We start from the raw sequence: 24,387 nt of genomic DNA, 5'->3' as shown, positions 1-24,387 counted from the left end.
CGACGGTGGGAGTCCGCCGACGCCGGGCGGGGCGATCAGTTGACGCTGACGGCCGACCAGGCGGCGGCCACCGTGTTGTACTCGGCGCTGCCGCTGCCGTACAGGTCGGCGGCGGCCGACAGGCTGGCGGTGCGGGCGCCGGCGTAGTTGGTCCGCGAGGTCATGTAGCGGGTGAGCGCGCGGTACCAGATCGCGCCGGCCTTGGCGTTGCCGATGCCGGTCACGGTGCTGCCGTTGCAGGTCGGGCTGTTGCCGTACGAGGACGAGCCGCTGCCCACGGCGAGCAGGTAGAAGAAGTGGTTCGCCACGCCGGAGGAGTAGTGCACGTCCAGCCGGCCCACCGAGCTGCTCCAGCAGTCGGCCGAGGCGCCGTCCTTGGAGGGCTTGTCCATGTACCGCAGCGGGACGCCGCTGCTGCGCAGCTTCTCGCCGATCAGGTAGTCGCCCGGGTCCTTGCTGTTGGCGGCGGAGAACTCGACCAGCGTGCCGAAGATGTCGCTGGTGGCCTCGTTGAGACCGCCCGATTCACCGCTGTAGCGCAGGCCGGCCGTGTTGCTGGTGACGCCGTGGGTCATTTCGTGACCAGCCACGTCCAGCGAGGTCAGCGGGTACCAGCCGGAGCCGCCGTCGCCGTAGGTCATGCAGAAGCAGGAGTCGCTCCAGAACGCGTTGGCGTAGTTGCTGCTGTAGTGCACCCGGCTGTAGGCGCCGACACCGTCGTTGCGGATGCCGTTGCGGCCGTGCACGGTCTTGTAGTAGTCCCAGGTCTTCTGCGCGCCGTAGGCGGCGTCGGCCGCGGCGGTCTGCCGGTTGGCCAGCGTGCCGTCACCGAACACGTTCGAGGCGCTGGCGACCAGGGTGCCGGTGCCGCTCGTGCCGCCGTTGAGGTCGTAGGTCTTGTGGCCGCCCCGGGTGGCGTCGGTGAGCTGCCAGGTGCTGCCGGACTGGGTGCTGCCCACGGTCACCGTGCCGGAGTGGAAGGTGTTGCCGGTGCCGTCGCGCTGCACGCCCTCCCAGGAGTCGCGCACCCTGCCGGTGGTGGCGTCCACCAGCACGTGCAGCTCGCTGGGGGTGCCGTCGGCGTACGCGCCGCCCACGACGACCTCGTAGGCGAGGGTGGTGCCGGTGGCGTCGGCGTCGTGGACGAGCTGGCTGCCGTCCACCCGGCGGGTGGTGGCGGTGGAGGCGGCGAGCGCGGCCCGGCCGGCGGCCGCGGCGCTCACCCGGGCCTTGGCGCCCCGCGTCGGCGCGGCCGCCATGCTCTGGCTGGCGCCCTTCCAGGTGTTGCCCTTGCCGAGGTGGACCACGGTGTCGCCGCCGAGCACGGGCAGGCCGTCGGAGTAGCGGTTGAGCCGGACGTGCTCGGTGCCGTCGGCGTCGGTCTGCACGTTCTTGAGCGTGAAGCTCTGGCCGTCGGCGACCAGCGCGCTGCCCGAGTGGGCCTTGAGCTGGGCGACCGCCCGGGTGAACGCGTCACCGGAGACGGGGGCGGCGGAGGCCGCGGTGGGCAGCGTGCCGGCAGCGGCCAGCAGCGCCGCCGTGGCCAGCCCGCCGAGGAGAGTGGTACGACGCATGAAGCTCCTACCTTCGCTAGAACTGCCGGTCGGGGGGTTTCGACCGACGGGTGACCCGCCGTGGGAGGACACGCCGGATCGGCCGCGTCCGTGCAGGTCACACGGCCGTGGCGGCGCACGAGGAATCGATGGAGGAAAGATCCTCGATGCGTTGTTGCACATTCTTGCCGCAGGCGGCCCATGTCTGTCACGACTTTCGGCCAAGATTTTTTCCACGGTTTTCGCATCCCGTTCACCACCCGGCGCGGGCGGCGCCGCGGGCACCCGGAGCCGCACCCCGCCGGGCCGGGCTGCGGCGTCTGACGAACCCGCCGGTGACCAGCGCCGTAACCTCGGGGAATGAGTGCTCCGCAGGCGACCGGGACGGCGCCGGAGCGGACCCGCCGGCCGGCGCTCGCCGGTGGGCTGCTGGTCGCCACCGGCCTGACCGACGCGCTGGCCGCGTACGGGATGCTCCGGTCCGGGTCGTTCATCGTGCTGGGCGAGGAGGGCCTCTACCCGGTCGATGTCACCGGCTGGATCTGGCTGCACCTGGTGGCCGGGGCCGCGGTGGCGCTCGCCGGGCTGGTGGCGATCACCGGCCGGCGGGGCGCGGCCACCGTGGCGATCGGCTGCGCCGTGCTGGCGCTCGCCGTGGACCTGCTCCTGCTGCCCTACGCGCCGATCCGGCTGGTGCTGGTGGCCGCCATCGACGCGGCGGCGATCCGGCTCCTGCTCCGGCACCGCCGGGCCACCGGCCGGTCGGAGTGAGACCGCCGGTCAGCGGGGCTCGCAGATCCGGCCGGAGAAGGCGGGATCGCCCTCCCGGTCCGCCGACCACACCTGGTTCAGGGCCAGCGCGAGCGGCGGGGCCTGCCAGGCCGCACCCAGCCGCTGGAGCAGGCGGTACTCCCGGCGCGGCTCGTCGACCCGGGCGCCGGCGAGGAAGTCCTCCACCCGGTCCTGGGCGAGCCGCTGGCCGATCAGTCCGCCGTGCAGGGCGGGCATCTGGAAGACCGGGATCCGGCTGTACTCGCCGGGCGGCGCCTCCGCCGCGCTGACCGTGGGCAGGAAGGCGATCATGCGCACCCCGGCCACCGGGCACAGCGTCCGGTTGCGGTAGAACGGCGCGTTGACCAGCACCGACCGCACGAACGGCTCGTCCGGGGTGCTCTTCACGCTGCGCCCCAGGTTGGCCAGCCAGAAGATCCCGCGCAGCTCCCAGCCGGCGGCCACGCCCCACCCCTCGTACCCCGGGGGCGGATAGTAGGCCCGGCCCGGCTGGATCAGCGGGCTGAACAGCAGCACCGCCTCCACCGGCAGCGGCTGGGCCCACTTGTCCAGGTAGGTGCGCGCCACCATGGCCCCCTCGCTGAACCCGAGCAGGGCGACCGGCCGGCCGGTCCGGCGGTGCAACTCGGTCACCTGCGCCGCGAGCAGCACCGCGCTGGAGTCCAGGGACTGGTGGGTCGCCTCGGGCCCGTACGGCAGCGGCCGGCCCTGCCGGTCCAGGCCCACGTAGGAGAAGCGCTCCACCCGGGGGTCGGCCGGTGGGCGGCCGTTCCACTGCGAGTCGTGCCCGGCGATGGCGATCACCGCGTGCGGCACCCGGTCGGGCAGCCGCTGGGCGATCACCCGGGGCCGCCACTCCGCCGGCGGACCCAGCGCCAGGCCGACGAGCGTCTGCGAGGCGACCGCGGCGGCCATGGTGAGCGCGATGGCCACCGGCGCGACGGGGACCCGCGCCAGCCGGATCCGGGCGGGCAGCACGGCCGCCGCCACGGTGCGCTGCCAGAGCAGGCCGTTGGCCAGGCCGGCCAGCGCGGCCACCGGGACGCCCCACCAGCCGGACGTGCTGGAGATGACCGCGCCCGCCACGGTGAGCACCACGAAGTTGAGCACCGACCAGCCGAGCATCTCGATGGTGGGCAGTCCCCGCCACCAGTTCCGGACCACCCCGGCGCGCTGGAGGAACGGGGCGAGCACCAGCATGGGGACGAGCGAGGCGAACAGGTAGAGCGAGAGCGCGACGGCCGAGAAGGCGACCGAGATGGCGGCCCACGGCGAGATGATGACCAGGGCGAGCGCGGCCACCTCCAGGTTCCGCCGGACCAGCCAGCCGAACGAGGGACGCGGCACCCGCTCGGGCCACGCCAGCGCGGTCAGCCCGGCGGTCAGCACGCCGCGGAAGACGGTGAGCCCCACCAGCCCGAGACCGAAGGTCCACCAGGCGTCGTGGTAGACCAGCAGCCACCGCAGGTCGTGGAACGAGTCGTACGGCCAGACCGCGGTCACCTGGGGCGCCAGGCCCCGGGCACCGTGAAAGCTGATGCCGACGAGCACCGCCTCCTCCAGGACCGCCGGCAGGACGGCGAGCAGCAGCAGCATCGCCGTCCGGCTCCGGACTGCCTCCACCGCCGCTCCTCGTGCCATCCGTCCTCCGGCCCCTTGCAGGATCTCCCGGGATCCGGCCCGGCGGTGTCGGAATGGCCGACCAGGGCGTACGGAGAGTCAGCATTCGGTGCCGCTGCGCAGGGTCGGTGGACCGGCGAGGTGGCGTCCGCCGCGTCGCGTGGCAACCTGTCGCATCCCTCGGGCAGGATGCACGACGTGCGCCGTGAACGGGACGACCAGCCGACCGGAGACCGCCGATGACCGACGACCTGCTCGACGGCCCCGGCGACGGGGTCGGCCGGGTGCTCGGCACCGCCGACGCCACCCCGCTCACCTTCTGGACCGCCGTCGCGCCCGGCAGCTACCTCCAGCTCGACGACGTGGTGGTGACCCGCCGCGAGCTGCCCGACCGGGAGCCGGTCACCATCGCCGGCGTCGTCACCCAGGTGCGCGCCCGGCACGAGGGGGCGCAGTTCGACTCCGACGTGTTCGCCATCGCCGACGGCACCCTGCCCGCCCAGGTGCAGGAGGCCGCCGAGGTCACCACCACCCGCGTCGACCCGGAGTTCTACGTGCCGCCCACCCCGGGCGCCGTGGTGCACCGGGCCGAGGGCGACGCCCGGGCCCGGGCGCTGCACTTCGACCGGATGGAGCGGCGCATCCCGATGGGCATGGGTCGCGACGGCGTCCCGGTCTACCTCAACGCCGACTTCCTCGACGGCACCCGGGGCGCGCACGTCTCCATCTCCGGCATCTCCGGCGTGGCCACCAAGACCAGCTTCGCCACGTTCCTGCTCTACTCGGTCTTCCGCTCCGGGGTGCTGGGCGGCGACGCGGTCAACGCCAAGGCGCTCATCTTCAACGTCAAGGGCGAGGACCTGCTCTTCCTCGACCACCCCAACACGCGGCTCGACGAGGCCACCCGGGCCGGCTACGCGAAGCTGGGGCTCGACGCCGGCGCCTTCCCCGACGTCCGGGTCTACGCCCCGCCCCGGGTCGGCGACTCCTCCGGCACGCCGGACGTGAGCAGCCGGCTCACCGGGGTGGACAGCTTCTACTGGACGCTCAGCGAGTTCTGCGCCGACCGCCTGCTGCCCTACGTCTTCGCCGACGCCGACGACGAGCGGCAGCAGTACACGATGGTGGTGCACTCGGTCGCCGCCCACCTGGCCAGATACGCCCAGCCCGCCGACGGCGGGGTGAGCATCGACGGGGTGCGCCTGGGGTCCTACGCCGACCTGGTCGACCACGTCGTCGCGCAGCTCAACGACGACGAGACCCGGGCCGAGTGGGCGGGCAGCGCGGTCGGCCTCGGCACGGTCAACGCGTTCGCCCGCCGGCTGATCGGCAGCAAGAAGGACCTGGGCCGGCTGATCCGGGGTGATCTCGCCACCCGCCGCCCGCACTCGATCAACACGGCCGAGTCCGCCCAGGTCACCGTTGTCGACCTGCACAATCTGCCGGACCGGGCGCAGCGCTTCGTGGTCGGCGTGACGCTCAAGAGCGAGTTCGAGCGCAAGGAGAAGGCGGGCACCGCGAAACCGCTGCTTTTCGTCGTCCTCGACGAGCTCAACAAGTACGCCCCCCGGGAGGGCTCCTCCCCGATCAAGGAGGTGCTGCTCGACATCGCCGAGCGGGGCCGCTCGCTCGGGGTGATCCTGGTCGGCGCCCAGCAGACCGCCAGCGAGGTGGAGCGGCGGATCGTCACCAACTCGGCCATCCGGGTGGTCGGCCGGCTCGACCCGGCCGAGGCGTCCCGCCCGGAATACGGCTTCCTGCCGCCCGCACAACGGCAGCGGGCCCTGCTGGCCAAGCCGGGCACCATGTTCGTCAACCAGCCCGACATCCCGGTCCCGCTCTGCCTGGAGTTCCCCTTCCCGGCCTGGGCCACCCGGGTCTCCGAGGCCGGCCGGGCGCCCTCGGAGACGCTGCGCTCGATCACCCAGGCCGCCGACCCGTTCGCGGTGGTCGGCTCGGGCACCTCCGACGACGACATCCCGTTCTAGAGGGCTGATCATGAAGATCCTGCACACCTCCGACTGGCACGTCGGCAAGGTCCTCAAGGGGCAGTCCCGGGCCGAGGAGCACAAGCAGGTGCTCGCCCAGGTGATCGAGATCGCCCGGGTCGAGCGGCCCGACCTGGTGATCGTGGCCGGCGACCTCTACGACACCGCCGCGCCCACCCCGGAGGCGACCCGGCTGGTCACCCGGGCGCTGACCGCGCTGCGCCGCACCGGGGCCGACGTGGTGGCGATCGGCGGCAACCACGACAACGGCGCGGCGCTCGACGCGCTGCGCCCGTGGGCCGAGGCCGCCGGGATCACGCTGCGGGGCAGCGTTCGGGAGAATCCGGCCGAGCACGTCATCGACGGCACCACGCGCGACGGCGAGCGCTGGCAGGTCGCCGCGCTGCCCTTCCTCTCCCAGCGCTACGCCGTGCGCGCCGTGGAGATGTACGAGCTGACCCCGGCCGAGGCCAACCAGACCTACGCCGACCACCTGGGCCGGGTGCTCGCCCGGCTGGCCGAGGGGTTCACCGAGCCGGACCGGGTGCACCTGGTCACCGCCCACCTCACGGTGGTCGGCGCGAGCACCGGCGGCGGCGAGCGGGACGCGCACACCGTGCTCGGCTACGCGGTGCCGGCCACCGTGTTCCCGGGCAACGCGCACTACGTGGCACTGGGCCACCTGCACCGCTCCCAGCGGGTGATCGGCCCCTGCCCGGTGCGCTACAGCGGCAGCCCGCTCGCCGTGGACTTCGGCGAGCAGGAGAACGTCGGGTCGGTGACGATCGTCGAGGTGACCGCGGCGACCGCCGCGCAGATCCGGGAGGTGCCGGTGCCCGGGGCCGTCCCGCTGCGCACGGTCCGCGGCACCCTGGCGCAGCTCGCCGAGATCGACGTGCCCGAGGGCTGGCTGCGGGTCTACGTCCGCGAGCAGCCCCGCGCCGGGCTGCGCGAGGAGGTGCAGGAGCTGCTCCCCCGGGCGCTGGAGATCCGCATCGACCCGGAGCTGGTGCCCGCCCCGGGCAGCGGCACCCGCACCGCCCAGCGGGCCGGCCGCTCGCCGCGCGAGCTGTTCGCCGACTACCTGGGCAGCCGCGGCCACGCCGACGACGAGGTCCGGCAGCTCTTCGACGAGCTGCTCGAGGAGGTCGACCACTGATGCGGCCCATGCGGCTGGACATGGCGGGCTTCACCGTCTTCCGCGAGGAGACCACGGTCGACTTCACCGACGCGGACTTCTTCGCGCTGGTCGGGCCCACCGGCTCGGGCAAGTCGACGGTGCTCGACGCGATCTGCTTCGCCCTCTACGGCACGGTCCCCCGCTGGGGCGGCACGCGGGGGCTGGCCAACGCCCTCGCCCCCTCGGCCACGGAGGCGCGGGTGCGGCTGGTCTTCGAGTCCGCCGGCGACCGCTACGTGGCGACCCGGGTGGTCCGCCGGGACGGCCGGGGCACGGTGAAGACCGCCAACGCCGGGCTCCAGCTCATGCCGCCCGGGTTCGACGTCACCAAGCTCGACACCGGGCTCAGCCCGGAGGATCTCGGCGAGGTGGTGGCCGGCACCCCGGCCGAGATGGAGCAGGCGGTGCTGGACGCGGTCGGGCTGCCCTACGAGCAGTTCACGAGCTGCGTGGTGCTGCCGCAGGGGCAGTTCGCCGACTTCCTGCACGCCAAGCCGGCCACCCGGCAGCAGATCCTCGTCAACCTCCTCGGGCTGGGCATCTACGAGGAGGTGCAGAAGAAGGCCACCGAGCGCGCCGGGCAGGCCGAGGCGAAGCTGGAGGCGGTCGACAAGGTGCTGGGCGGCCTCGCCGACGTCGACGAGGAGAGCCTGGCCGCCGCCCGGGAGCGGGTCGAGGCGATGCGCGAGCTGGCCGGGGCCGTGGCGGCGGCCGTACCCGAGCTGGAGCGGGTGCGGGCGACGGCGCGCGAGCAGGCGACCGCCCTCGCGGCGCTCGACGCCGAACTGACCGTGCTGGCCGGGGTCCGGCCGCCGGACGGGATCGCCGAGCTGGCCCGGGCGGTGACCGACGCGCGGACCGCCGCCGACGAGGCGGCCGGCGCCGTCGGGCTGGCCGAGGAGCGCGAGGAGAAGCTGCGCGGCGAGCTCGCCGCGGCCGGCGACGAGAGCGCGCTGCGCCTCCAGCTCAAGGCCCACGCCGACCGGGAACGGCTGACCGGCGAGGCGGCGGCGGTCCGCGCGGCGGTGGACGCGGCGCAGGCCGAGCACGACGCGGCGGCCGGGGCGCTCGCCGGGGCCCGGGCCGAGGCCGAGCGGGCCGAGGCGGAGCTGGAGGCGGCCTTCCGGGCGCACGAGGAGGCGAAGGCCACCGACCAGGCGGTGGCGCTGCGGGCGCACCTGGTCGACGGCGGCCCCTGCCCGGTCTGCGAGCAGCCGGTCCCGCGGGTGCCGGCCGTGCCCAAGGGGTCGGCGGTGGCCCGGGCGCTCGCGGCCGGCAAGGCGGCCCGGGCGGCCAGCGAGGCGGCCAAGCGGGTGGTCCAGGAGCGTGACGCGGCCGCCCGCGAGCTGGACCGGGTGCTGCTGCGCGCCCGCGCCGAGCACGACCAGCTCCGGGCCCGGCTGGCCGAGCTGGACGGGCAGCTCACCGGCGCCGCCGCGCCGGAGGCGCTGCGCGGGTCCCTGGCCGAGCACGCCCGCCTGCGCCGGGCGCTGGACGAGGCGGCGGGCGCGGTACGCGCCGGTCGCGACGCCGCCCGCCGGGCCCGCGGCGCGCTCGACGGCGCGCAGGAGCGGCTGCGCCGGGCGTGGCGCGACTTCGACACCGTCCGCGACGGGCTGGCCCGGTTCGGCCCACCGGCCGCCGACCGCGACGACGTGGCCGCCGCCTGGGCAGCCCTCGCCGCGTGGGCCGGCGAGCAGGCCGGGCGACGGCGCACCGACCGGGAGGGGCTGGCCGCCGCCGTCGGGACCGCCGAGGCCGCGGCCGGCGAGGTGGCGGAGCGGATCGGCGGGCTCTTCGACGCCGCCGGGCTGCCCGCGCCGCAGGACCCGCAGCGCGACGCCGCGGTGGCGGTGGAGCGGGCGGAGGCCGAGCTGCGCCGGCTGGAGGAGCGCCGCGAGCAGGCTGCCGACCTGCGCGAGCAGCGGGCCGGCCATGAGCGGGAGGCCCGGGTGGCCCGTGCCCTGGCCGGGCACCTGCGGGCCAACAACTTCGAACGCTGGCTGCTGGCCGAGGCGCTGGACCTGCTGGTCGACGGCGCGTCGCGGATCCTGCGCGAGCTGTCCGGCGGCCAGTACGACCTCGTTCACGACAAGGGCGAGTTCTTCGTGGTCGACCACCACGACGCCGGGCTGCGGCGCGGCGTGCGCACGCTCTCCGGCGGGGAGACGTTCCAGGCGTCGCTGGCCCTGGCGCTGGCCCTCTCCGAGCAGCTCGCCGGGATGTCCACCAGTGCGGCCAGCCTGGAGTCGATCGTCCTCGACGAGGGCTTCGGCACGCTGGACGCGGCCACCCTCGACACGGTGGCGGCCACCCTGGAGAACCTGGCCGCCCGGGGCGACCGGATGGTCGGCGTCGTCACCCACGTGCCGGCGCTCGCCGAGCGGATCCCGGTGCGCTTCGAGGTCCGCAAGGACGCCCGCACGGCGCGGGTCGAACGGACGGGCCTGTGACGAGGTTCTTCGTCGACGCGTGGGACCCGGCGTACGGGGCGTCGTTCGAGGCGGGGGGCGGGCCGGCGGCGCCGAGCAGCGCCCAGGTCGACGCCGACGTCGAGCTTCCCGCCACCGACTGGCGGGCCGTCGACGTCCGGCGCGACGTCGCGGCCCCGGACGTGGTGCTGCTGGTCGACGGGGTACGCCGGATCGACGCCAGCGTCTGGACGGCCGAGGACGACGGCGGCTCGTTCCCGGGCATCGCCGCCTCGTACGCGGCCGGGGTGGTCCGCTGCGACCTGGAGCGGGGCGCGGCGGAGCTGGCCGGTGCGCGGGTGGGCCGGGGCCTGTTCACGGCCAGCCCGTCGGCGCAGGACGTGCTGGCCGGCGCGATCCGCTACCCGGTGCACCGGGTGAGCGGCACCGGCGAGCTGAGCAAGCTCCCCGCCGCCGTGCAGGGCCCGCTGACCGCCCTGGAGGTGGCGGTCTCCGACGCGGTGCGCAGTGACGGCGACCTGCTGGTGGTGGACGGGCCGCTGCGCAGCCGGCGGAACCTCCCCCGCACCCTCGGCTACATCAAGACCCAGCACAGCCAGTACCTGGACGGCCGGCTCACCGCGGTGGTCACCGGGCTGGCCCCGGGGCAGCGCTGCCCGGTGTTCCGGCTGGGCACCGCGTGGGGCGGCTACTCGTGGTACCTGCGGCTGCCGGCGGCCGGCGGCGCCCCGTGGGCCGGCATCGTCCGGGTGGAGTGCTCCGCCGACCTGACCGAGGCCGAGGCCATCGGGCTCGCCGACCTGTCGCTGGTCACGCTGCCCCGGTTCGCCTCCACCCCGTACAAGGACCCGCGCGCCCCGCAGAACCTGATCCCCATCGCCGGCCTGGAGCGCCGGCTGCGCGGGATGCTCGGCGACGCCCGCCTGCTGCACCGGGTGCTCACCGCGGCGGCCCGGGGGATCCGGCGCTGATGGGCCGGCGCTGATGGGCCGACGACGCGGCGCGGACCGGGCGGTCGCGCAGGTCGACACCGGGCAGGCCGAGCTGGTGCCCGACCCGGACCGGCCGGGCTCGTGGACGCTGCTGCTCGACGGCGCACCGCAGTCCCACGTGGACCTGACCGACCCCACCCACCTGGAGTTCGAGTACGTCCGGCGGCTGGCCGCCGCGATCGACCTGGTGGCACCGGCCGGCGCGCCGCTGCGCGTGCTGCACCTCGGCGGCGGCGCGCTCACCCTGCCCCGCTACGTCCAGGCCACCCGTCCCGGCTCGACGCAGCGGGTGTCCGAGGTGGACGGCGCGCTGGTGGACCTGGTGCGCCGCGAGCTGCCCTGGCCGGCCGATCCCCGGCTGCGGGTCCGGGTCGCCGACGCCCGGGCCACCCTGGCGTCCAGCCGGGACGGCAGCTACGACGTGGTGGTCGCGGACGTCTTCGCCGGCGCCCGCACCCCCGCCCACCTGACCTCGGTGGAGTACGCCGCCGAGGTGGCCCGGGTGCTCCGCCCCGACGGCTACTACCTCGCGAACGTCGCCGACGGCCCGCCGCTGCGGCACGCCCGCGGGCAGGTCGCCACGGTGCGCACCGTGCTGCCCCGGGCCTGCCTGGTCGGCGACGCGGCGGTGCTGCGCGGCCGGCGCTACGGCAACCTGGTGCTCGTCGCGTCCAGGGTGGAGCCACCGGTGCCGGAGCTGACCCGGCGCGCCGCCGGGGACTGGTTCCCCGGCCGGGTGCTGGCCGGCGCCGAACTGGACCGGTTCGCCGGGGGCGCCCCGGTGGTCCACGACGCCGACGCCACCGACTCCACCCCGCCCCCGCCCGGAATTTTTTCCGTCCGGCGTTGATCCGCTCGGCGCACCGCTGCGTATCACCGGGCGGCCACGCCCGTGGGGGGTCGGCTGAGTCATCGGACACCGGAGGTCTTGCATGCATGCGGTGGCGGCCGGCTGGCACGGCGGGGTGGCACGGCCCGAGTGGATGTTCGCCCGGGCACAGCCCCAGTCGCGCGCGTCGAGGTCGGGCCGGGGGGTCGACGCCCGTTCCTCCGATCGCCAGAATGACCCGGTGACGCCGCGACCGGCTCCCGGACGCCACCAGGCCACCTCGACCGAGGCCAGCCACTCCGACCAGCTCATCCGCCTGCTCTACGCCGAGCACGCCGGGCCGCTGCTGATGTTCGTCATGCGGCTGACGGGCGGCGACCGGCAGCGCGCCGAGGACATCGTGCAGGAGACGCTGCTGCGGGCCTGGCGCAACGCGCACCGGCTGGGCGTCCAGGGCCAGGGCTCGCTGCGCCCCTGGCTGGTCACGGTGGCCCGGCGGATCGCCATCGACGAGCACCGCAGCGAGCAGGCCCGCCCGGCGGAGACGTACGACCGGGACCTGACCGCCTTCGCCGAGGCGGACAGCACCGACCGGGTGCTGCGCACGATGACGGTGGCGGACGCGCTGCGTACGCTGAGCCAGTCGCACCGGGAGATCCTGGTGGCCACGTACTTCCGGGGGCGTACCGTGCCCGAGGCGGCCGAGGAGCTGGGCCTTCCGCTCGGCACCGCGAAGTCGCGGGTCTACTACGCGCTGCGCGCGCTGCGCACGGCTCTGCAGGAGAGGGGGGTGACGGAATGAGCCGCGCGGACCACATGGATGTCGCCGCCTACGCACTCGGCGTGCTGGACCCGCAGGACGCGGAGCGGTTCGAGGAACACCTCGCCACCTGCTGGGCGTGTGCGGCGGAACTGGAGACGATGGTCCCGGTGGTGGGGCTGCTCTCCGGCATCGACGGCGAGGCGATGGCCGCGCTGGAGCAGACGCACACCGATCCGGCGCTGCTGGACCGTACCCTCATGGCGGTCCGCCGGGACCGGCGGCGGACCCGGATGCGGCAGGTCTTCGCCGCCGCGGCCGCGGTCGTGGTCTTCGGCGGCCTGAGCGGCGTCGCCATGGCCGGCATCTTCGGCGGCGGCGCGGAACCGATCCCGCAGGCCGAGCCGACTCTCACCGCGCCGATCACCGCCCCGCCGGACAGCGAGCCGCCGGACCCCAACGACCCGGGCATCGGTGACAAGGAGCAGCAGGAGGGCGACCAGCACAACGCCGTCGACCCCGGCACCGGCGTGAAGACCACCATGTGGCTGGCGTCGAAGGAGTACGGCACCCAGATCAACCTCCAGCTCACCCGCCTGCCGGGGCCGCGCACGTGCCGCCTTGTCGTGGTGCGGAAGAACGCCACCAGCGAGGTGGTCTCCACCTGGTCGGTGCCGGGCGGCGGCTACGGCACGAACACCAACCAGCTCCCCCTGGAGCTGAGCGCGTCCACCTCGGCCCCGGTCAAGGACATCGCGAAGATCCAGGTGCAGTCGGTCGACGTCAACGGCGTCGCCAGCCCCCTGGTGACGGTCGGCGACATCTGATCCCGCCGGGTACGCCGGCGCCGGGCAGCGACACCGCCCGGCGCCGTTCCGTCGTTGCCGGGGCACCAACCCCGATGTGCTCCCCCCACGCGCCGCCGGCCGGATCGGTTCAACGGATCCACTGTGAAATGGAGCACCCTTTTCTCTTCAACCTTGACAGCGCGCCGCCCGTACTACCCGGCGAACTGCCAAGAACGAGGAGGGCACGTGGCACACCTGAAGCGGACGACCGTCATCGTCGCGAGCGCGATGGTCGCACTAACGGCCTGCGCCCCCGCAGGCTACAACGGGGCGAACTCGAGCGCGGCCGAGCCGGTCGCCGTCGCCGCGGCCGAACCCACCGCGTCGGCCGAACCGGAAGCCTCCGCATCCCCGGACGCGGCCGCCGACGACAAGGCGCCCCCGTCCGACGTGCAACTCACCGACGAACTGGTCGGCAAGAAGCTGCCCCGCATGGGCAAGGTCGTCACCGACCAGGACGGCTGGGTGCTGTACCGGTTCGACAAGGACTCGGCCGACCCGCCGCAGTCCAACTGCGTCGACAAGTGCGCCCAGGTCTGGCCGCCCGCCCTGACCGACGGCAACCCGCAGCTCCAGGGCGTCTCCGACGACAAGGTCGGCACGGTCACCCGCCAGGACGGCACCCGGCAGATCACCATCGGGGGCTGGCCGGTCTACCGCTACATCGGCGACAAGAAGCCGGGCCAGTGGAAGGGCCAGGGCGTCGGCGGCACCTGGTTCGTCGTCGACCCGAACGGCAAGAAGAACCTCACCTGCCTGCCCACCGGCACCCCGAAGGCGGTCGCCCCGCCGGCGTCCGGCGACTCGGGCACCTCGGGTGGCGACTCGGGCTACTCGTACTGACCAACCCACGGACACGGTGGCCGGTCGCAGCCGGGGAGGGCGCGGCCGGCCACCGTCGTGGTCCCGGGACGGCGGCGATCCGGCAGCCCCGCGTCCCGCACGCGGCGCCGGCCCGATTCGGGCCGGCGCCGCACCCCCTGCCGTGTCCGCTGTCACGCCGGAGGTCATGGCAGAGTGGCGGGGTGACCTCCCCCGCCTCCCGCCGCACGCTGCGCCCGCCGGCCGGCTACCGGCTGGCCGCGTCGGTCCGCGCCCTCACCTTCAGCCCGTACGACCCGTGCGCCCGGATCGCCGCCGGCAGCTTCTGGTGGGCCACCCGCACCCCGGCCGGCCCGGGCACCCTCGCGCTGCGCCCCGAGGCGGGCGAGCTGGTCGCCGAGGGCTACGGCCCCGGGGCGGACTGGGTGGTCGAGCGGGCCGACGCGGTGGCCGGGCTGCGCGACGACCTGACCGGGTTCGCGGCGCTGGCCGGCGCACACCCGCTGGTGGCCCGGCTGGCGCACGAGCACCACGGGCTGCGGATGCCCACGACCGGCCAGGTCTTCCCCCGGCTGCTGCGCGCCGTCTTCGAGCAGAAGGTCACCGGCAAGGAGGCGTACCGGGCGTACGCGGCGACCGTGCGGCACTTCCGGGAGGCGGCCCCGGGGCCGCTGCAGCCGCTGCTGCTGCCGCCCGAGGCCGCCGCGGTGGCGGCCACGCCGTACTGGGTCTTCCACCCGTTCGGCGTCGAGCAGCGGCGGGCCGACACGCTGCGCCGCGCGGCCGCCGTCGCGGACCGGCTGGAACGCTGCGCCGACGCCGCCGAGGCCACCCGCCGGCTCACCGCGATCGCCGGCATCGGGCCGTGGACCGCCGCCGAGGTGGTCCGCGTCGCGTACGGGGACCCGGACGCGGTGAGCGTCGGCGACTACCACGTCCCGAACACGGTGGCCTGGGCGCTGGCCGGAGAACCGCGCGGCGACGACGCCCGGATGCTGGCCCTGCTGGAGCCGTTCCGGGGCCACCGCGGGCGGGTCTGCGTGCTGCTGGAGGCCGCCGGCATCCAGGCCCCGAAGTACGGCCCGCGTGCCCCGATCCGCTCCTTCGCCGGCTACTGAGGCCCGGCTGCGGGCCGCTGACCGGCGCAGAGCCGGCGCAGGGTCCGCCCCAGCCACCACGCGTACGCCTGCTGGACGGCCCGGGCGAGCGGCCCGGCGGCGCGCACGTACCAGTGGGCGGGGCGGCTGAACGCGGTGACCTCGAACCAGATCCCGTCGGCGGTCCGGGTGACCAGGAACGCCTCCTCGCCGATCTCCGGGTGCCCGGGCAGCGTGCCGTAGCCGAACCCGGCCCGGTCCGGCTCGTCCACCGTCCAGACCACCTCGGTCGGGCCCCAGAGCCGCAGCGGGCCGACGCCGAGCCCGGGGGTGACCCGCACGCCCGCGGCGGCGCGGGGCGCGTCGGTGCGCATGACCACACCGGCGGCCCGGTGCAGGCGCCAGCCGAGCACCGCGTCGGCCGCGGCCGGGAAGCCGCCGTCCGGCAGCCGGACCCGGTGGCGCAGGTGGTGGTAGCCGGCCGGCAGGCGTCCCTGGCGGGTCGCCCCCACCTCCGGGTACGTCAGCTCGGGCACCTCGGCCTCCCCCTCGCGCGGACACCGCCAGCGTACGGGCGGCCCGCCCGGGCCCGGTCCGGCGGGCTGTGGTGAGGTTGCCGGGTGACCGATCAGCTCACCGTCGCCCCGGCCGGCGTCGCGGACGCCGGCGAGATCCTCACCGTGCAGCGCGCCGCGTACCTGGTCGAGGCGCAGCGCTACCGGGACGTGTTCCTGCCCCCGCTGACCGAGACGCTGGACGAGGTCCGCGCCGCCCTGGCCGGCCCGGCCGTGGTGCTGGCCGCCCGGCTCGGGCCCCGCCTCGTCGGTTCGGTGCGCGCCCGCATCGACGGCGACACCGCCCACGTGGGCCGCCTCGCGGTCGCCCCCGACCAGCAGGGCCGCGGCATCGGTGGCCGGCTCCTCAGTGCGGTGGAGGCCGCCTGCGTGGGGCGGGTGGCCCGGTTCGCCCTGTTCACCGGCGCGGAGAGCGCGGAGAACCTGGGCCTGTACGCCCGGCGCGGCTACCGGGTCGTGGCGCACCGGCCGGATGAGAACGGCAACCGCCTGGCGGTGCTGGAGAAGGTCGTCGCGAGTGCGCCCGGCGCGGTCAGTCCCCCTCGCAGCGGCGCCTGAGCCCGTCGGCCTCCTGCCGCAGGTAGCGGCGGATGGTCCGGCCGGCGAGCAGCCCCACCAGCCCGGCAAGCGGCCCGGTCTGCACCATGGCCAGTTCGGCGCGCACCCGCCCGTCGCCGAGCGGAACGAGGCGGTGCTCGCCCCGGCTGTGCACGCCCGGGCTGTCGGACTCCCAGACGAAGGCGCGCGGCGGGTCCAGCTCGGTGACCCGCCAGACCGCCGGGCGTAGCCGGGGCTGTTCGAGCCGGGCCGACGAGCCGAGGGCCAGGGGCCCGGGCGCGAGCCAGCGGGCGGAGGTCACCGAGGGCGTCCAGTCCGGCCACCGCTCCACGTCGGTCTGCACCGCCCAGACCCGGTCGACGTCGGCGGCGATCTCGACGGACTCGACGAAACGCATCCCGGTCCCCTCCCTGACGCGATCAGGGTCAGGCTACGCCGGCGATCGACGGCGGGTGATCCCGGTCAGGCCGCCTCGCGCAGGTCGGCCAGGCCGACCGGGGCGTACCGGCGGAGCAGCGCCTCCAGCTCGCCCACCGAGGCCACCTCGCCGACGACGTTCGCGCCGCCGCCGTGCTCCGCCGGGTAGCGGTGCACCAGCCGGTAGCGGTGGCGCCCGCGGATCAGTTCCACGCTGACCCGCCAGCGCCCGCAGCATCGGCAGCTCCACTCCGGCACGCCGCGAACCTAGCGCTGACCTGCGGTTTCACCATCCGGTCGCGGGGGACGAACGAGCCCGGGAACGGACACGCCGCCCGGCACCGCCGGTGATCTGCCTCACGACCGTCGGTGGGGTCTGATTGACTGGTCGCCGTGGACCTGCCGATCAATCCGCCGGTCGAGCCGATGCTGGCCAAGAGCGTGCCCCAACTGCCCACCGATCCCGGCCTGACCTATGAGCCCAAGTGGGACGGCTTCCGCTGCATCATCTTCCGCGACGGCGACGAGGTCGAGCTCGCCAGCCGCGGCGGCAAGTCGATGACCCGCTACTTCCCCGAGGTGGTGGAGCAGGCGCGCCGCCAGCTTCCGGAGCGCTGCGCGGTCGACGGCGAGCTGATCGTGATCCGCCGGGACGGCCCCGACGGCCAGCCGCGGCTCGACTTCGAGCTGCTGGCCCAGCGGATCCACCCGGCCGCCTCCCGGGTGAAGCTGCTCGCCGAGACCACCCCGGCCGACTTCGTCGCCTTCGACCTGCTCGCGCTCGACGACGAGCTGCTGACCGACCGGCCCTATCCGGAACGCCGGGGCCGCCTGGAGAAGGCACTGGCGAAGGTCCGGCCGCCGGTGCACGTCACCCAGGTGACCACCGACCCGGAGACGGCCCGGCGCTGGTTCGACGTGTTCGAGGGGGCCGGGCTGGACGGGCTCATCGTCAAGCCGGCCGACCTGCCCTACGAGCCGGGCAAGCGGCTGATGTTCAAGGTCAAGCACGCGCGCACGGCCGACGCCGTGGTGGCCGGTTTCCGCTGGCACAAGTCCGGCCCGGTGGTCGGCTCGCTGCTGCTCGGCCTCTACGACGACGCCGGGGTGCTGCACCACATCGGGGTCAGCTCCTCGTTCAGCGCGGCCCGGCGCAAGGAGCTGCTGGACGAGCTGGAGCCCTACCGGGAGGTCGGCGGCGACCACCCGTGGGTGCACGGCGACCACGAGCGGGGGCAGCGCATCCCGGGCGGGGTGAGCCGGTGGACCGGCGGCAAGAACCTGGAGTGGGAGCCGCTGCGCCCCGAGCTGGTGGTCGAGGTGGGCTACGACGCGATGGAGGGCGACCGGCTGCGGCACACCGCCCAGTTCGTCCGCTGGCGTCCCGACCGCGACCCGCGCTCCTGCACCTACGAGCAGCTGGAGCGCCCGATCCGCTACGACGTCGACCAGGTGCTGCGCGGGGACCCGGCGGCGACCGTCGGCGACGGGCCGGGCCGGGCGTAGCCTGGCGGTCCACACGATCATGGAGGGCTCCCACGTGACCCGCTTCTCCGACCGGATCCGCCGCCGGCCCGCGCTGACCGGGTTCCTCGCGGCGCTGGTGCTCACCGCCGGCTGCACGATGCCGGCGTTCGCCCCGCGGGCCGAGAGCGAGGGCGAGGGCGAGGCGGCCGCACCGGGCAGCGCGCCGACCTGGCGGCCCTGCCCCGAGGTGCCGGACGAGCTGGTCGGGCGCGGCGCGGCGGGCATGCGCTACGACTGCGCCCGGATCGCCGTACCCCGCAACTGGGGCGCCGGGGCGGCGACCGGCGCGACCGCCGGGCCGGGCGCCGGGGAGACCTTCGAGATCGCGCTGATCCGGATCCGGTCGGCCAAGCAGCACGACCGGATCGGGTCGCTGGTGGTGAACCCGGGTGGTCCCGGCGCGTCCGGCGTGGACACCGCGGTCTACCTCTCCTTCGGGCCCGGGTTCGGCGGGCTGCCGACCGAGGTGACCGACCGGTTCGACATCGTCGGTTTCGACCCGCGCGGGGTGGGCCGGTCCAGTCCGGTGAAGTGCATCTCCGACGCCGAGCTCGACGCCAGCTTCGGCTACGACCCCGACCCGGAGAGCCAGGCGTCCTTCGACGGCTTCGTCGACCTCAACCGGCGGATCGGCCAGCAGTGCGGCACGAAGTACGGCGACCAGCTCGCGCTCTACGGCACCGAGCAGGCCACGCGGGACATGGACGCGGTGCGCGCGGCCGTCGGCGACGACAAGCTGACCTACCTCGGCTACTCCTACGGCACGCTGCTCGGGGCGACCTACGCCCAGCTCTACCCGAAGCGGGTGCGGGCGCTGGTGCTCGACGGGGCGGTGGACCCGCGGCAGCGGCTCCTGGCCGGCTCGGAGAGCCAGGCGAAGGGCTTCGAGCGGGCGTTCGACAACTTCTCCCGCTGGTGCACGGCGAACGCCGGCCGCTGCCCCATCGCGCCGGACGCCCGCGCCGCGGTGACCACCGCCATCGACAAGGCACGGGTGTCGCCGGTGCGCGGCCGGGACGGCCGGGAGGCCACCGCCGGCTGGGTGTTCTACGCGGTCATCTCCTCCCTCTACACGGAGCAGGGCTGGCAGGAGCTGGCCCGGTCCATCGACGCGTTGCAGGGCGGCGACCCGACCGGCGTGTTCAAGCTCGCCGACGCGTACGCCGAGCGCGAGGACGACGGCCACTACTCCAACATGTTCGACGCGAACATGGCGGTGAACTGCACCGACGAGACCGAGAAGCCGAGCATCGCGCAGATCAGGGCGGTCCAGTCGCAGTGGCGGCAGAAATACCCGCTGTTCGGCCCGGCCCTGGCGGTCGGCATGCTGGGCTGCGTGCAGTGGCCGGGCGGGCGGGACCCGTACCCGACCGGGAAGGCGACCGGCGCGCCGCCGATCCTGGTGCTCGGCACCACGGGCGACCCGGCCACGCCCTACGAGCAGACCCCCGCGCTGGCCTCGATGCTGGGCGTCGGCCGGGTGCTCACCTGGGAGGGCGAGGGCCACACGGCCTACCCGCAGACCGCCTGTGTGACGCAGGCCGTCGACGCCTACCTGGTCTCGCTCACCGTGCCCCGGGAGGGGCTGCGCTGCCCCGCCCGGTGACGGTGCACGGGCCGGTCAGCCGGCCACCGGGGGCGTCCAGCCGAGGGGCAGGTGCCCGATGCGGACCCGCTGCGGGTGGTCGCCGACCGGCACGCTGGCCACCTTCTGCCCGGTGGCGAAGCTGATCGCGGTGACCCGGTCGGCGCCGGATTCGGAGATCACGCAGTCCCGGCCGTCCCCGCTGACCGTGGCCCAGTACGGCTTGCTGGCCGGCACCAGGGTTCCCTCCCGCAGGGTGGCGCGGTCGACGACGGTGGCGTAGTCGTCCATGGTGCCGGCGACGCAGAGCCGGGCGCCGTCCGGACTGACCGACAGGCCGTGGTGGCGGGAGTCGTTCACCCAGGTGGTGCGGTCCTCGCTGGTGGCGGGGTTCTTCGGCAGGGCGGCGACCCGGGTGACCCGGTCGGTGGCGACGTCGTACTCGACCAGCCCGTTGAAGAACGAGACCTGGAAGTAGAGCCTGCTCCCGTCGGGGGTGAAGACCGCCGGGCGGACCGCGTCGGAGAGGTCCCGGCGGCCGGCGGCGTCCAGCCGCGACCGCATGTCGATCACCTGCACCACGTCGAAGGTGGTGGTGTCGGCGACGGTGATCCGCCGGTCCCCCTTCGTCCAGTCGAGCCAGGGGGCGTCCAGGTCGGTGTTCACCTCGCCGATGGACATGTTCCACAGCCGCCGGCCGCCGTCGGTGAAGATGTTCTCGTGCGGCTTGTCCCCGGTGGGGAACGAGCCGAGTTGCTGGCCGGTGCGGATGTCGAGCACGTGCACGGTGTTGCCGGTCGAGGCGGAGACGGCGACGCGGCTGCCGTCCGGTGAGACGGCCATGTGGTCGGCGCGGTAGCCGGAGACCGCGAAGCGCCAGCGGATCTGACCGGTGGCCAGGTCGACGGAGACGACGTCGGCGAAGCTGGGCCGGGACACCACGAGGGCGGTCCCGTCCGGGGTGGTGTACATGTCGTCGACGAGCTGGTCGTGCCCCTCCCCCGGGCCCTGCCGGATGCCGAGGAAGAACGCGAGCCGGATCGGGTTCAGGTAGATCTCGCGCAGGCGCGCGTCCCGGTCGGGGACCACGTTGATCCGGCCGAGCCGCGCGTAGTCGCCGCGGGACCGGATGACGTCGGCCGTTCCCTCCCAGTTGTTGCCCACGAACATCACCTCCTGGAGCCCCGCGGCGGCGGTGGCGGGGCGGGGGGCCACCACCACCGGGGCCGGCACGGCCAGGGCGAGAGCGGCCAGCGCCACGAGGGCGGCCCGCCGGGCGTGGCGGCGGGACGGGCGGGGCGGGGCGGGAGTCATGGGTGCCTCCTGGGAGCCGGTTGCGACATCGACGTTTCTCTGTGCGCCGGACGGTGTTACCTTGCGGTAACAATCAGGAGAGCAATCCGCCGGCCGGCCCGGATAGGGACCGGACGCCAACACCCGGCCGGCCCGGTTGTGCCGCGACGACAACGGGAGGCGGCGGGAGCCGATGACCCGGACCGGGAGCGTCCCCTCCTTCGGGGCGCTGCTGCGCGACCTGGCCGCCGACCCGGTCGCCGTCGAGGAGGTGGTCCGGGCCGCCCGCGCGCACTCGCCCGAGGTGGCCCGGCTCCCGCCGGCCGAGGTGCGCCGCCAGGTGGTCCTCCTGCTCACCAGCGGGCTCGGCGCGCTGGAACGGCGGGAGGACCCGGGTGAGCGCGACTTCGCCGAGGCGCGCCGGCTGGGCGCCGACCGGGCGGCGCAGGGTGTCTCGGTGGCCGGGCTGCTGTGCGGCGTGCAGGCCGGCCGGGACCGGGCGGTGGAGCTGGTGGTCTGGCACGGGCGGGCGGCCGGGATCCCGACGAGGTGCTGCTGGAGGGGCTGCTCACCATCGGCCGGTACGCCGCGGCGGTGGAGCGGGCCGTGGTCGACGGTCACCGGGCGGCCGAGCGGGAGGTGCCGAGCACCGGTGCGCCGGCCCGCGCCCGGCTGCTGCGCCGGCTCTTGCTCGACGGGCCGGCGGGCCTGCCGCCGCCGGAGCTGGCCCGGTTCGGGCTACGCCCCGACGGCCGCTACCACTGCCTCGTGGCCGAGCTGCCCGACCCGGTCCGGGCGCACGCCCTCCACCGGCTGTTCGCCGGGTCCGGCGGCGTGCTCGGCGCGGTCGACGACCGGCTGGCCGGGCTCACCCCCCGCCTGCCGTCGGCGGCCCCCGTCGACCTGCTCATGGTGGTCGCTCCCGTCGGGCCGCTGGACCGGGCCCCGGCCATGTACGCGCTCTGCCTGGCCGCGCTGCGTACGGCGGCGCACCGGCGGCTGCGCGGGCTGCACCCGGTGACGGACCTCGCCGTCCCGACCGCCCTGGCCGCCCAGCCGGCCCTCGCCGAGCTGCTCCGGGGCGCCCTGCTCGGCGGCCTCGATCCGGCCGACGAGTTCCACCGGGAGCTGGCCACGACCGCGCTGGCCTGGCTGGACCACGGCCAGCGGCTGGACCAGACCGCCACCGCCCTGCACGTCCACCCGAACACCGTGCGCTACCGGCTGCGCCGGCTGCGGGACCTCACCGGCGGGCCGCCGGTCGAGGAGGGCGCCCGGTGCCCGGTGCCGGACACCGTCCGCTGGTGGTGGGCGCTGGGTACCTGGCTCGACCCGCGCTGACCGCCTGGCCGTCGTGGTCAGCGGCGCAGGCGCCGGCGTCGCCGTTCCCACACCGGGGTCAGGCTGGCCGGCTCGGCGCGGGCCGGCTCGGGCAGGTCGATGCCCTGCCGGGCGGCCATCTCCTCGACCAGCGCCCGCAGCCGCCGCACGTCCGCCTTCAGCTCCTCCTGCTCGGCGTGCTCGAAGGCGTCGTCGTCCACGATCAGCCGGCTGGCGAAGTGCGCGGTGATCAGCGGGATGACCAGCAGCACCATGGTGGAGATGAGCAGTGCGGCGAGGAGGCGCCCGGCGAAGGAGGTCGGGGAGATGTCGCCGTAGCCGACCGTGGAGGCGGTGACCACCGCCCACCAGACCGAGTCCGCGGCGCTCTTGTGCTCGGCGTGGCTGTACAGCACGCCGGCCACCACGATCATCAGCAGGTACGAGATGATCAGCGTGCGCGGCGAGTTGGCGAACCAGACCAGCGCCCGGTAGATCCAGCGGAACGGCGACAGCAGGGCGTCCATGCGCACATGCTGCCCGGTGCCGGCAAACCGGCGCGACGCCATCGCCGGGCGTGACTGTGCGAGGCTGCCCGGCATGAGCGACCTGATCTTCCGGGAGGCCGTCCGGGCCGACCTGCCCGCCGTCATCGCCCTGCTCGCCGACGACGTGCTGGGCAAGGCTCGCGACTTCACCGAGGTCGACGAGGCGTACGAGCGGGCGTTCGCCGCCATCGACACCGACCCGCGCAACCACCTGGTGGTCGCGGAGACCGGCGGCGAACTGGTCGGCTGCCTCCAGATCACGTACATCCCGGGCCTGGGCCGGCACGGGGCCGAGCGGTCGCTGATCGAGTCGGTCCGGGTCCGCTCCGACCTGCGCGGCCGGGGGCTGGGCCGGGAGCTGATGACCTGGGCGATCGACCGGGCCCGGGAGCGGGGCTGCGCGCTGGTGCAGCTCACCACCGACAAGAGTCGCACCGACGCGCACCGCTTCTACCTCGGCCTCGGCTTCGTGGCCAGCCACGAGGGTATGAAGCTGGCCCTCTGACGGGGTAGCTTGGCGGCGATGGCCGCACCCGGTGCACCGGTGCCCCGCCGCCGGCGGGTGGGCGCCGCCCTGCTCGGCGCCGGTCTGCTCACCGTCCTCACCGCGGCGGCGTCGCCCGCCTGGCGCACCGTATACGCGGACCGGGTCGCGCTGCGGCCCGGCGCGCAGCTGCTGTGGGTCGCGCTGCCGTGGGCGCTGGTGTGCGGGCTGGTCGCCGTGGTTTCGCTGGCCCGGGTGGGTCCGTCCCGCCGGCCGTGGCGCGTGGCCAGCCGCGGGCTCCTGGTGTCGACGGTGCTCGCCGGTGCCGCCCTCACCGCCGCCTGGTGGTACTTCTCCGCCACCGACCCGTACGCCCGGGAGGACGGGATGCTGTCCACCGGCCCCGGTCCGGGGACGTGGCTGGCGCTGCTCGGCTGCCTGCTCGTTCCGCTGGCGGGGGCGCTGCCGGGCGGCCCCTCCCCGGATCGGGGGAGCTGACTCCCCGGTCGAGGGGAGGACCCGCGCCGGACCGCCCGGCAGGCTGGAGAGCAGGTTTCCAGCACCGGGAGGTCAGATGACCAGCGACACCGTGTCCGGCACCGTCCGGTTTCGCGCGGGCCGGCCCGCGCCGGTCTGGGCGGTCCGCGTCGCCCACCTGATCCCGTTGGTCGTGCTGCCGTCCGGGCTGTGGCGGATCGCCCTGGTCGCCGGCCTGCCCATCGGTGCGTCGGCGCATGGCGCCCCGGTTCGTCCCGGCCTCGGCGAGAGCGTCTACATCGTCTCCCTGAGCCTGGTCTCGGAGGGCTTGGCGCTGCTCGCGCTCGGCCTGGTCCGCCCGTGGGGTGAGGTGTTCGCGGGCTGGCTGCCGCTGGTCGGCGGGCGGCGGGTGCCGCCGCGGTTCGCGGTCGCGGCCGCCGCCACCGGCGCCGTCGCACTCATCCTGATCTGGGGCTACGCGGCCTGGGGCGTGGTCATCCACGGCAACGACCTGGCCTTCACCCCACCCGGCTTCGCCCTCCTGCTGGCCTGCTACACCCCCCTGCTCCTCTGGGGCCCCCTCCTGCTGGCAGTCACCTGGTCCTACCACCACCGCCACTCCCCCACTCACCCCGCCCACCCTCGTTGTTCATGAGGTCTGCGGCACGACACGCCGTCTCCGGCTGCCGC

Annotated in this window: 24 protein-coding genes; 17 read left to right on the top strand and 7 right to left on the bottom strand. The window is 75.1% G+C overall.

Translation table 11 applies throughout. The annotated features are described in order from the left end of the window. Nucleotides 1-35: 35 nt before the first annotated feature. A complete protein-coding gene (locus tag ABZW14_RS12960) occupies nt 36-1,574 on the bottom strand; it encodes a M4 family metallopeptidase (protein ID WP_355344396.1) in 1,539 nt (512 codons plus the stop codon). Between the two features lie 339 nt (nt 1,575-1,913). Here ABZW14_RS12960 and ABZW14_RS12955 point away from each other — a divergent pair, with 339 nt between their 5' ends. Beyond that, a complete protein-coding gene (locus ABZW14_RS12955) occupies nt 1,914-2,324 on the top strand; it encodes a hypothetical protein (RefSeq protein WP_355344393.1) in 411 nt (136 codons plus the stop codon). A gap of 9 nt (nt 2,325-2,333) precedes the next feature. Here ABZW14_RS12955 and ABZW14_RS12950 read toward each other — a convergent pair whose 3' ends face one another. Continuing rightward, on the bottom strand, nt 2,334-3,941 hold the full coding sequence (locus tag ABZW14_RS12950; protein ID WP_355344539.1) for a hypothetical protein: 1,608 nt from the start codon (nt 3,939-3,941) through the stop codon (nt 2,334-2,336). A 263-nt stretch (nt 3,942-4,204) separates the two neighbouring features. Here ABZW14_RS12950 and ABZW14_RS12945 point away from each other — a divergent pair, with 263 nt between their 5' ends. From ABZW14_RS12945 to ABZW14_RS12905, 9 genes are all read left to right on the top strand, one after another. Further along, entirely contained in the window at nt 4,205-5,953 is a 1,749-nt protein-coding gene (locus ABZW14_RS12945) for an ATP-binding protein (RefSeq protein WP_355344390.1), read from the top strand. A 10-nt stretch (nt 5,954-5,963) separates the two neighbouring features. Continuing rightward, nucleotides 5,964-7,112, top strand: a complete 1,149-nt coding sequence (locus ABZW14_RS12940; protein WP_355344387.1) for an exonuclease SbcCD subunit D — start codon at nt 5,964-5,966, stop codon at nt 7,110-7,112. Beyond that, a complete protein-coding gene (locus tag ABZW14_RS12935; protein WP_355344384.1) occupies nt 7,112-9,586 on the top strand; it encodes an SMC family ATPase in 2,475 nt (824 codons plus the stop codon). The genes ABZW14_RS12940 and ABZW14_RS12935 overlap by 1 nt, the downstream gene beginning before the upstream one ends. Continuing rightward, nucleotides 9,583-10,536 (top strand): hypothetical protein, encoded by a 954-nt coding sequence (locus tag ABZW14_RS12930; protein WP_355344382.1) that lies wholly within the window; start codon nt 9,583-9,585, stop codon nt 10,534-10,536. The genes ABZW14_RS12935 and ABZW14_RS12930 overlap by 4 nt, the downstream gene beginning before the upstream one ends. Nucleotides 10,537-10,549: 13 nt before the next feature. Continuing rightward, complete coding sequence (locus ABZW14_RS12925) at nt 10,550-11,407, top strand: fused MFS/spermidine synthase (protein WP_355344379.1); 858 nt, start codon at nt 10,550-10,552, stop codon at nt 11,405-11,407. A gap of 82 nt (nt 11,408-11,489) precedes the next feature. Next, nucleotides 11,490-12,188, top strand: coding sequence for a sigma-70 family RNA polymerase sigma factor (locus ABZW14_RS12920; RefSeq protein ID WP_355344376.1), 699 nt, complete (start codon nt 11,490-11,492; stop codon nt 12,186-12,188). Then, nucleotides 12,185-12,973: a zf-HC2 domain-containing protein gene (locus tag ABZW14_RS12915; RefSeq protein ID WP_355344373.1), complete on the top strand. Its 789-nt coding sequence runs from the start codon at nt 12,185-12,187 to the stop codon at nt 12,971-12,973. Before ABZW14_RS12920 ends, ABZW14_RS12915 begins: the two co-directional genes overlap by 4 nt. Before the next feature lie 207 nt (nt 12,974-13,180). Continuing rightward, the gene (locus ABZW14_RS12910) at nt 13,181-13,837 is read left to right on the top strand and encodes a hypothetical protein (protein ID WP_355344370.1); all 657 of its coding nucleotides are present in this window, start codon (nt 13,181-13,183) and stop codon (nt 13,835-13,837) included. A 182-nt stretch (nt 13,838-14,019) separates the two neighbouring features. Next, nucleotides 14,020-14,934 carry a DNA-3-methyladenine glycosylase 2 family protein gene (locus ABZW14_RS12905; RefSeq protein WP_355344367.1) on the top strand — a complete coding sequence of 305 codons (915 nt, stop codon included), beginning with the start codon at nt 14,020-14,022 and terminating at the stop codon, nt 14,932-14,934. Here the strand turns inward: ABZW14_RS12905 and ABZW14_RS12900 are convergent. Then, complete coding sequence (locus ABZW14_RS12900; RefSeq protein WP_355344364.1) at nt 14,928-15,449, bottom strand: DUF1990 domain-containing protein; 522 nt, start codon at nt 15,447-15,449, stop codon at nt 14,928-14,930. The two genes, ABZW14_RS12905 and ABZW14_RS12900, sit on opposite strands and share 7 nt — an antisense overlap. A gap of 84 nt (nt 15,450-15,533) precedes the next feature. Here ABZW14_RS12900 and ABZW14_RS12895 point away from each other — a divergent pair, with 84 nt between their 5' ends. Further along, complete coding sequence (locus tag ABZW14_RS12895) at nt 15,534-16,046, top strand: GNAT family N-acetyltransferase (protein ID WP_355344361.1); 513 nt, start codon at nt 15,534-15,536, stop codon at nt 16,044-16,046. Here the strand turns inward: ABZW14_RS12895 and ABZW14_RS12890 are convergent. Continuing rightward, nucleotides 16,021-16,443, bottom strand: coding sequence for an SRPBCC family protein (locus tag ABZW14_RS12890; RefSeq protein WP_355344358.1), 423 nt, complete (start codon nt 16,441-16,443; stop codon nt 16,021-16,023). The two genes, ABZW14_RS12895 and ABZW14_RS12890, sit on opposite strands and share 26 nt — an antisense overlap. A 65-nt stretch (nt 16,444-16,508) precedes the next feature. Then, the gene (locus ABZW14_RS12885) at nt 16,509-16,721 is read right to left on the bottom strand and encodes a hypothetical protein (RefSeq protein WP_355344355.1); all 213 of its coding nucleotides are present in this window, start codon (nt 16,719-16,721) and stop codon (nt 16,509-16,511) included. Nucleotides 16,722-16,856: 135 nt separating this feature from the next. Between ABZW14_RS12885 and ABZW14_RS12880 the strand changes: the two genes are divergently transcribed. Beyond that, on the top strand, nt 16,857-17,969 hold the full coding sequence (locus tag ABZW14_RS12880) for an ATP-dependent DNA ligase (RefSeq protein ID WP_355344352.1): 1,113 nt from the start codon (nt 16,857-16,859) through the stop codon (nt 17,967-17,969). A gap of 34 nt (nt 17,970-18,003) precedes the next feature. Next, entirely contained in the window at nt 18,004-19,596 is a 1,593-nt protein-coding gene (locus tag ABZW14_RS12875) for an alpha/beta hydrolase (protein WP_355344349.1), read from the top strand. A gap of 15 nt (nt 19,597-19,611) precedes the next feature. Here ABZW14_RS12875 and ABZW14_RS12870 read toward each other — a convergent pair whose 3' ends face one another. After that, nucleotides 19,612-20,889 (bottom strand): YncE family protein, encoded by a 1,278-nt coding sequence (locus ABZW14_RS12870; protein ID WP_355344346.1) that lies wholly within the window; start codon nt 20,887-20,889, stop codon nt 19,612-19,614. Between the two features lie 528 nt (nt 20,890-21,417). Between ABZW14_RS12870 and ABZW14_RS12865 the strand changes: the two genes are divergently transcribed. Continuing rightward, nucleotides 21,418-22,209, top strand: a complete 792-nt coding sequence (locus tag ABZW14_RS12865) for a helix-turn-helix domain-containing protein (protein WP_355344343.1) — start codon at nt 21,418-21,420, stop codon at nt 22,207-22,209. 17 nt (nt 22,210-22,226) lie between these two features. On the opposite strand, the gene ABZW14_RS12860 is transcribed toward ABZW14_RS12865, so the two are convergent. Continuing rightward, nucleotides 22,227-22,715: a potassium channel family protein gene (locus tag ABZW14_RS12860; protein ID WP_355344340.1), complete on the bottom strand. Its 489-nt coding sequence runs from the start codon at nt 22,713-22,715 to the stop codon at nt 22,227-22,229. Nucleotides 22,716-22,788: 73 nt separating this feature from the next. On the opposite strand from ABZW14_RS12860, the gene ABZW14_RS12855 reads away from it, so the two are divergent. From ABZW14_RS12855 to ABZW14_RS12845, 3 genes are all read left to right on the top strand, one after another. Next, complete coding sequence (locus ABZW14_RS12855) at nt 22,789-23,241, top strand: GNAT family N-acetyltransferase (RefSeq protein WP_355344337.1); 453 nt, start codon at nt 22,789-22,791, stop codon at nt 23,239-23,241. Between the two features lie 18 nt (nt 23,242-23,259). Next, nucleotides 23,260-23,718: a hypothetical protein gene (locus ABZW14_RS12850; protein WP_355344334.1), complete on the top strand. Its 459-nt coding sequence runs from the start codon at nt 23,260-23,262 to the stop codon at nt 23,716-23,718. A 76-nt stretch (nt 23,719-23,794) separates the two neighbouring features. Beyond that, complete coding sequence (locus ABZW14_RS12845) at nt 23,795-24,352, top strand: hypothetical protein (RefSeq protein WP_355344331.1); 558 nt, start codon at nt 23,795-23,797, stop codon at nt 24,350-24,352. The last annotated feature ends 35 nt before the right edge of the window (nt 24,353-24,387 follow it).

The sequence above is a fragment of the Micromonospora sp. NPDC004551 genome, assembly GCF_040609975.1.
Lineage (GTDB): Bacteria > Actinomycetota > Actinomycetes > Mycobacteriales > Micromonosporaceae > Micromonospora.
This window is presented reverse-complemented; position numbering and strand designations above follow the sequence as displayed.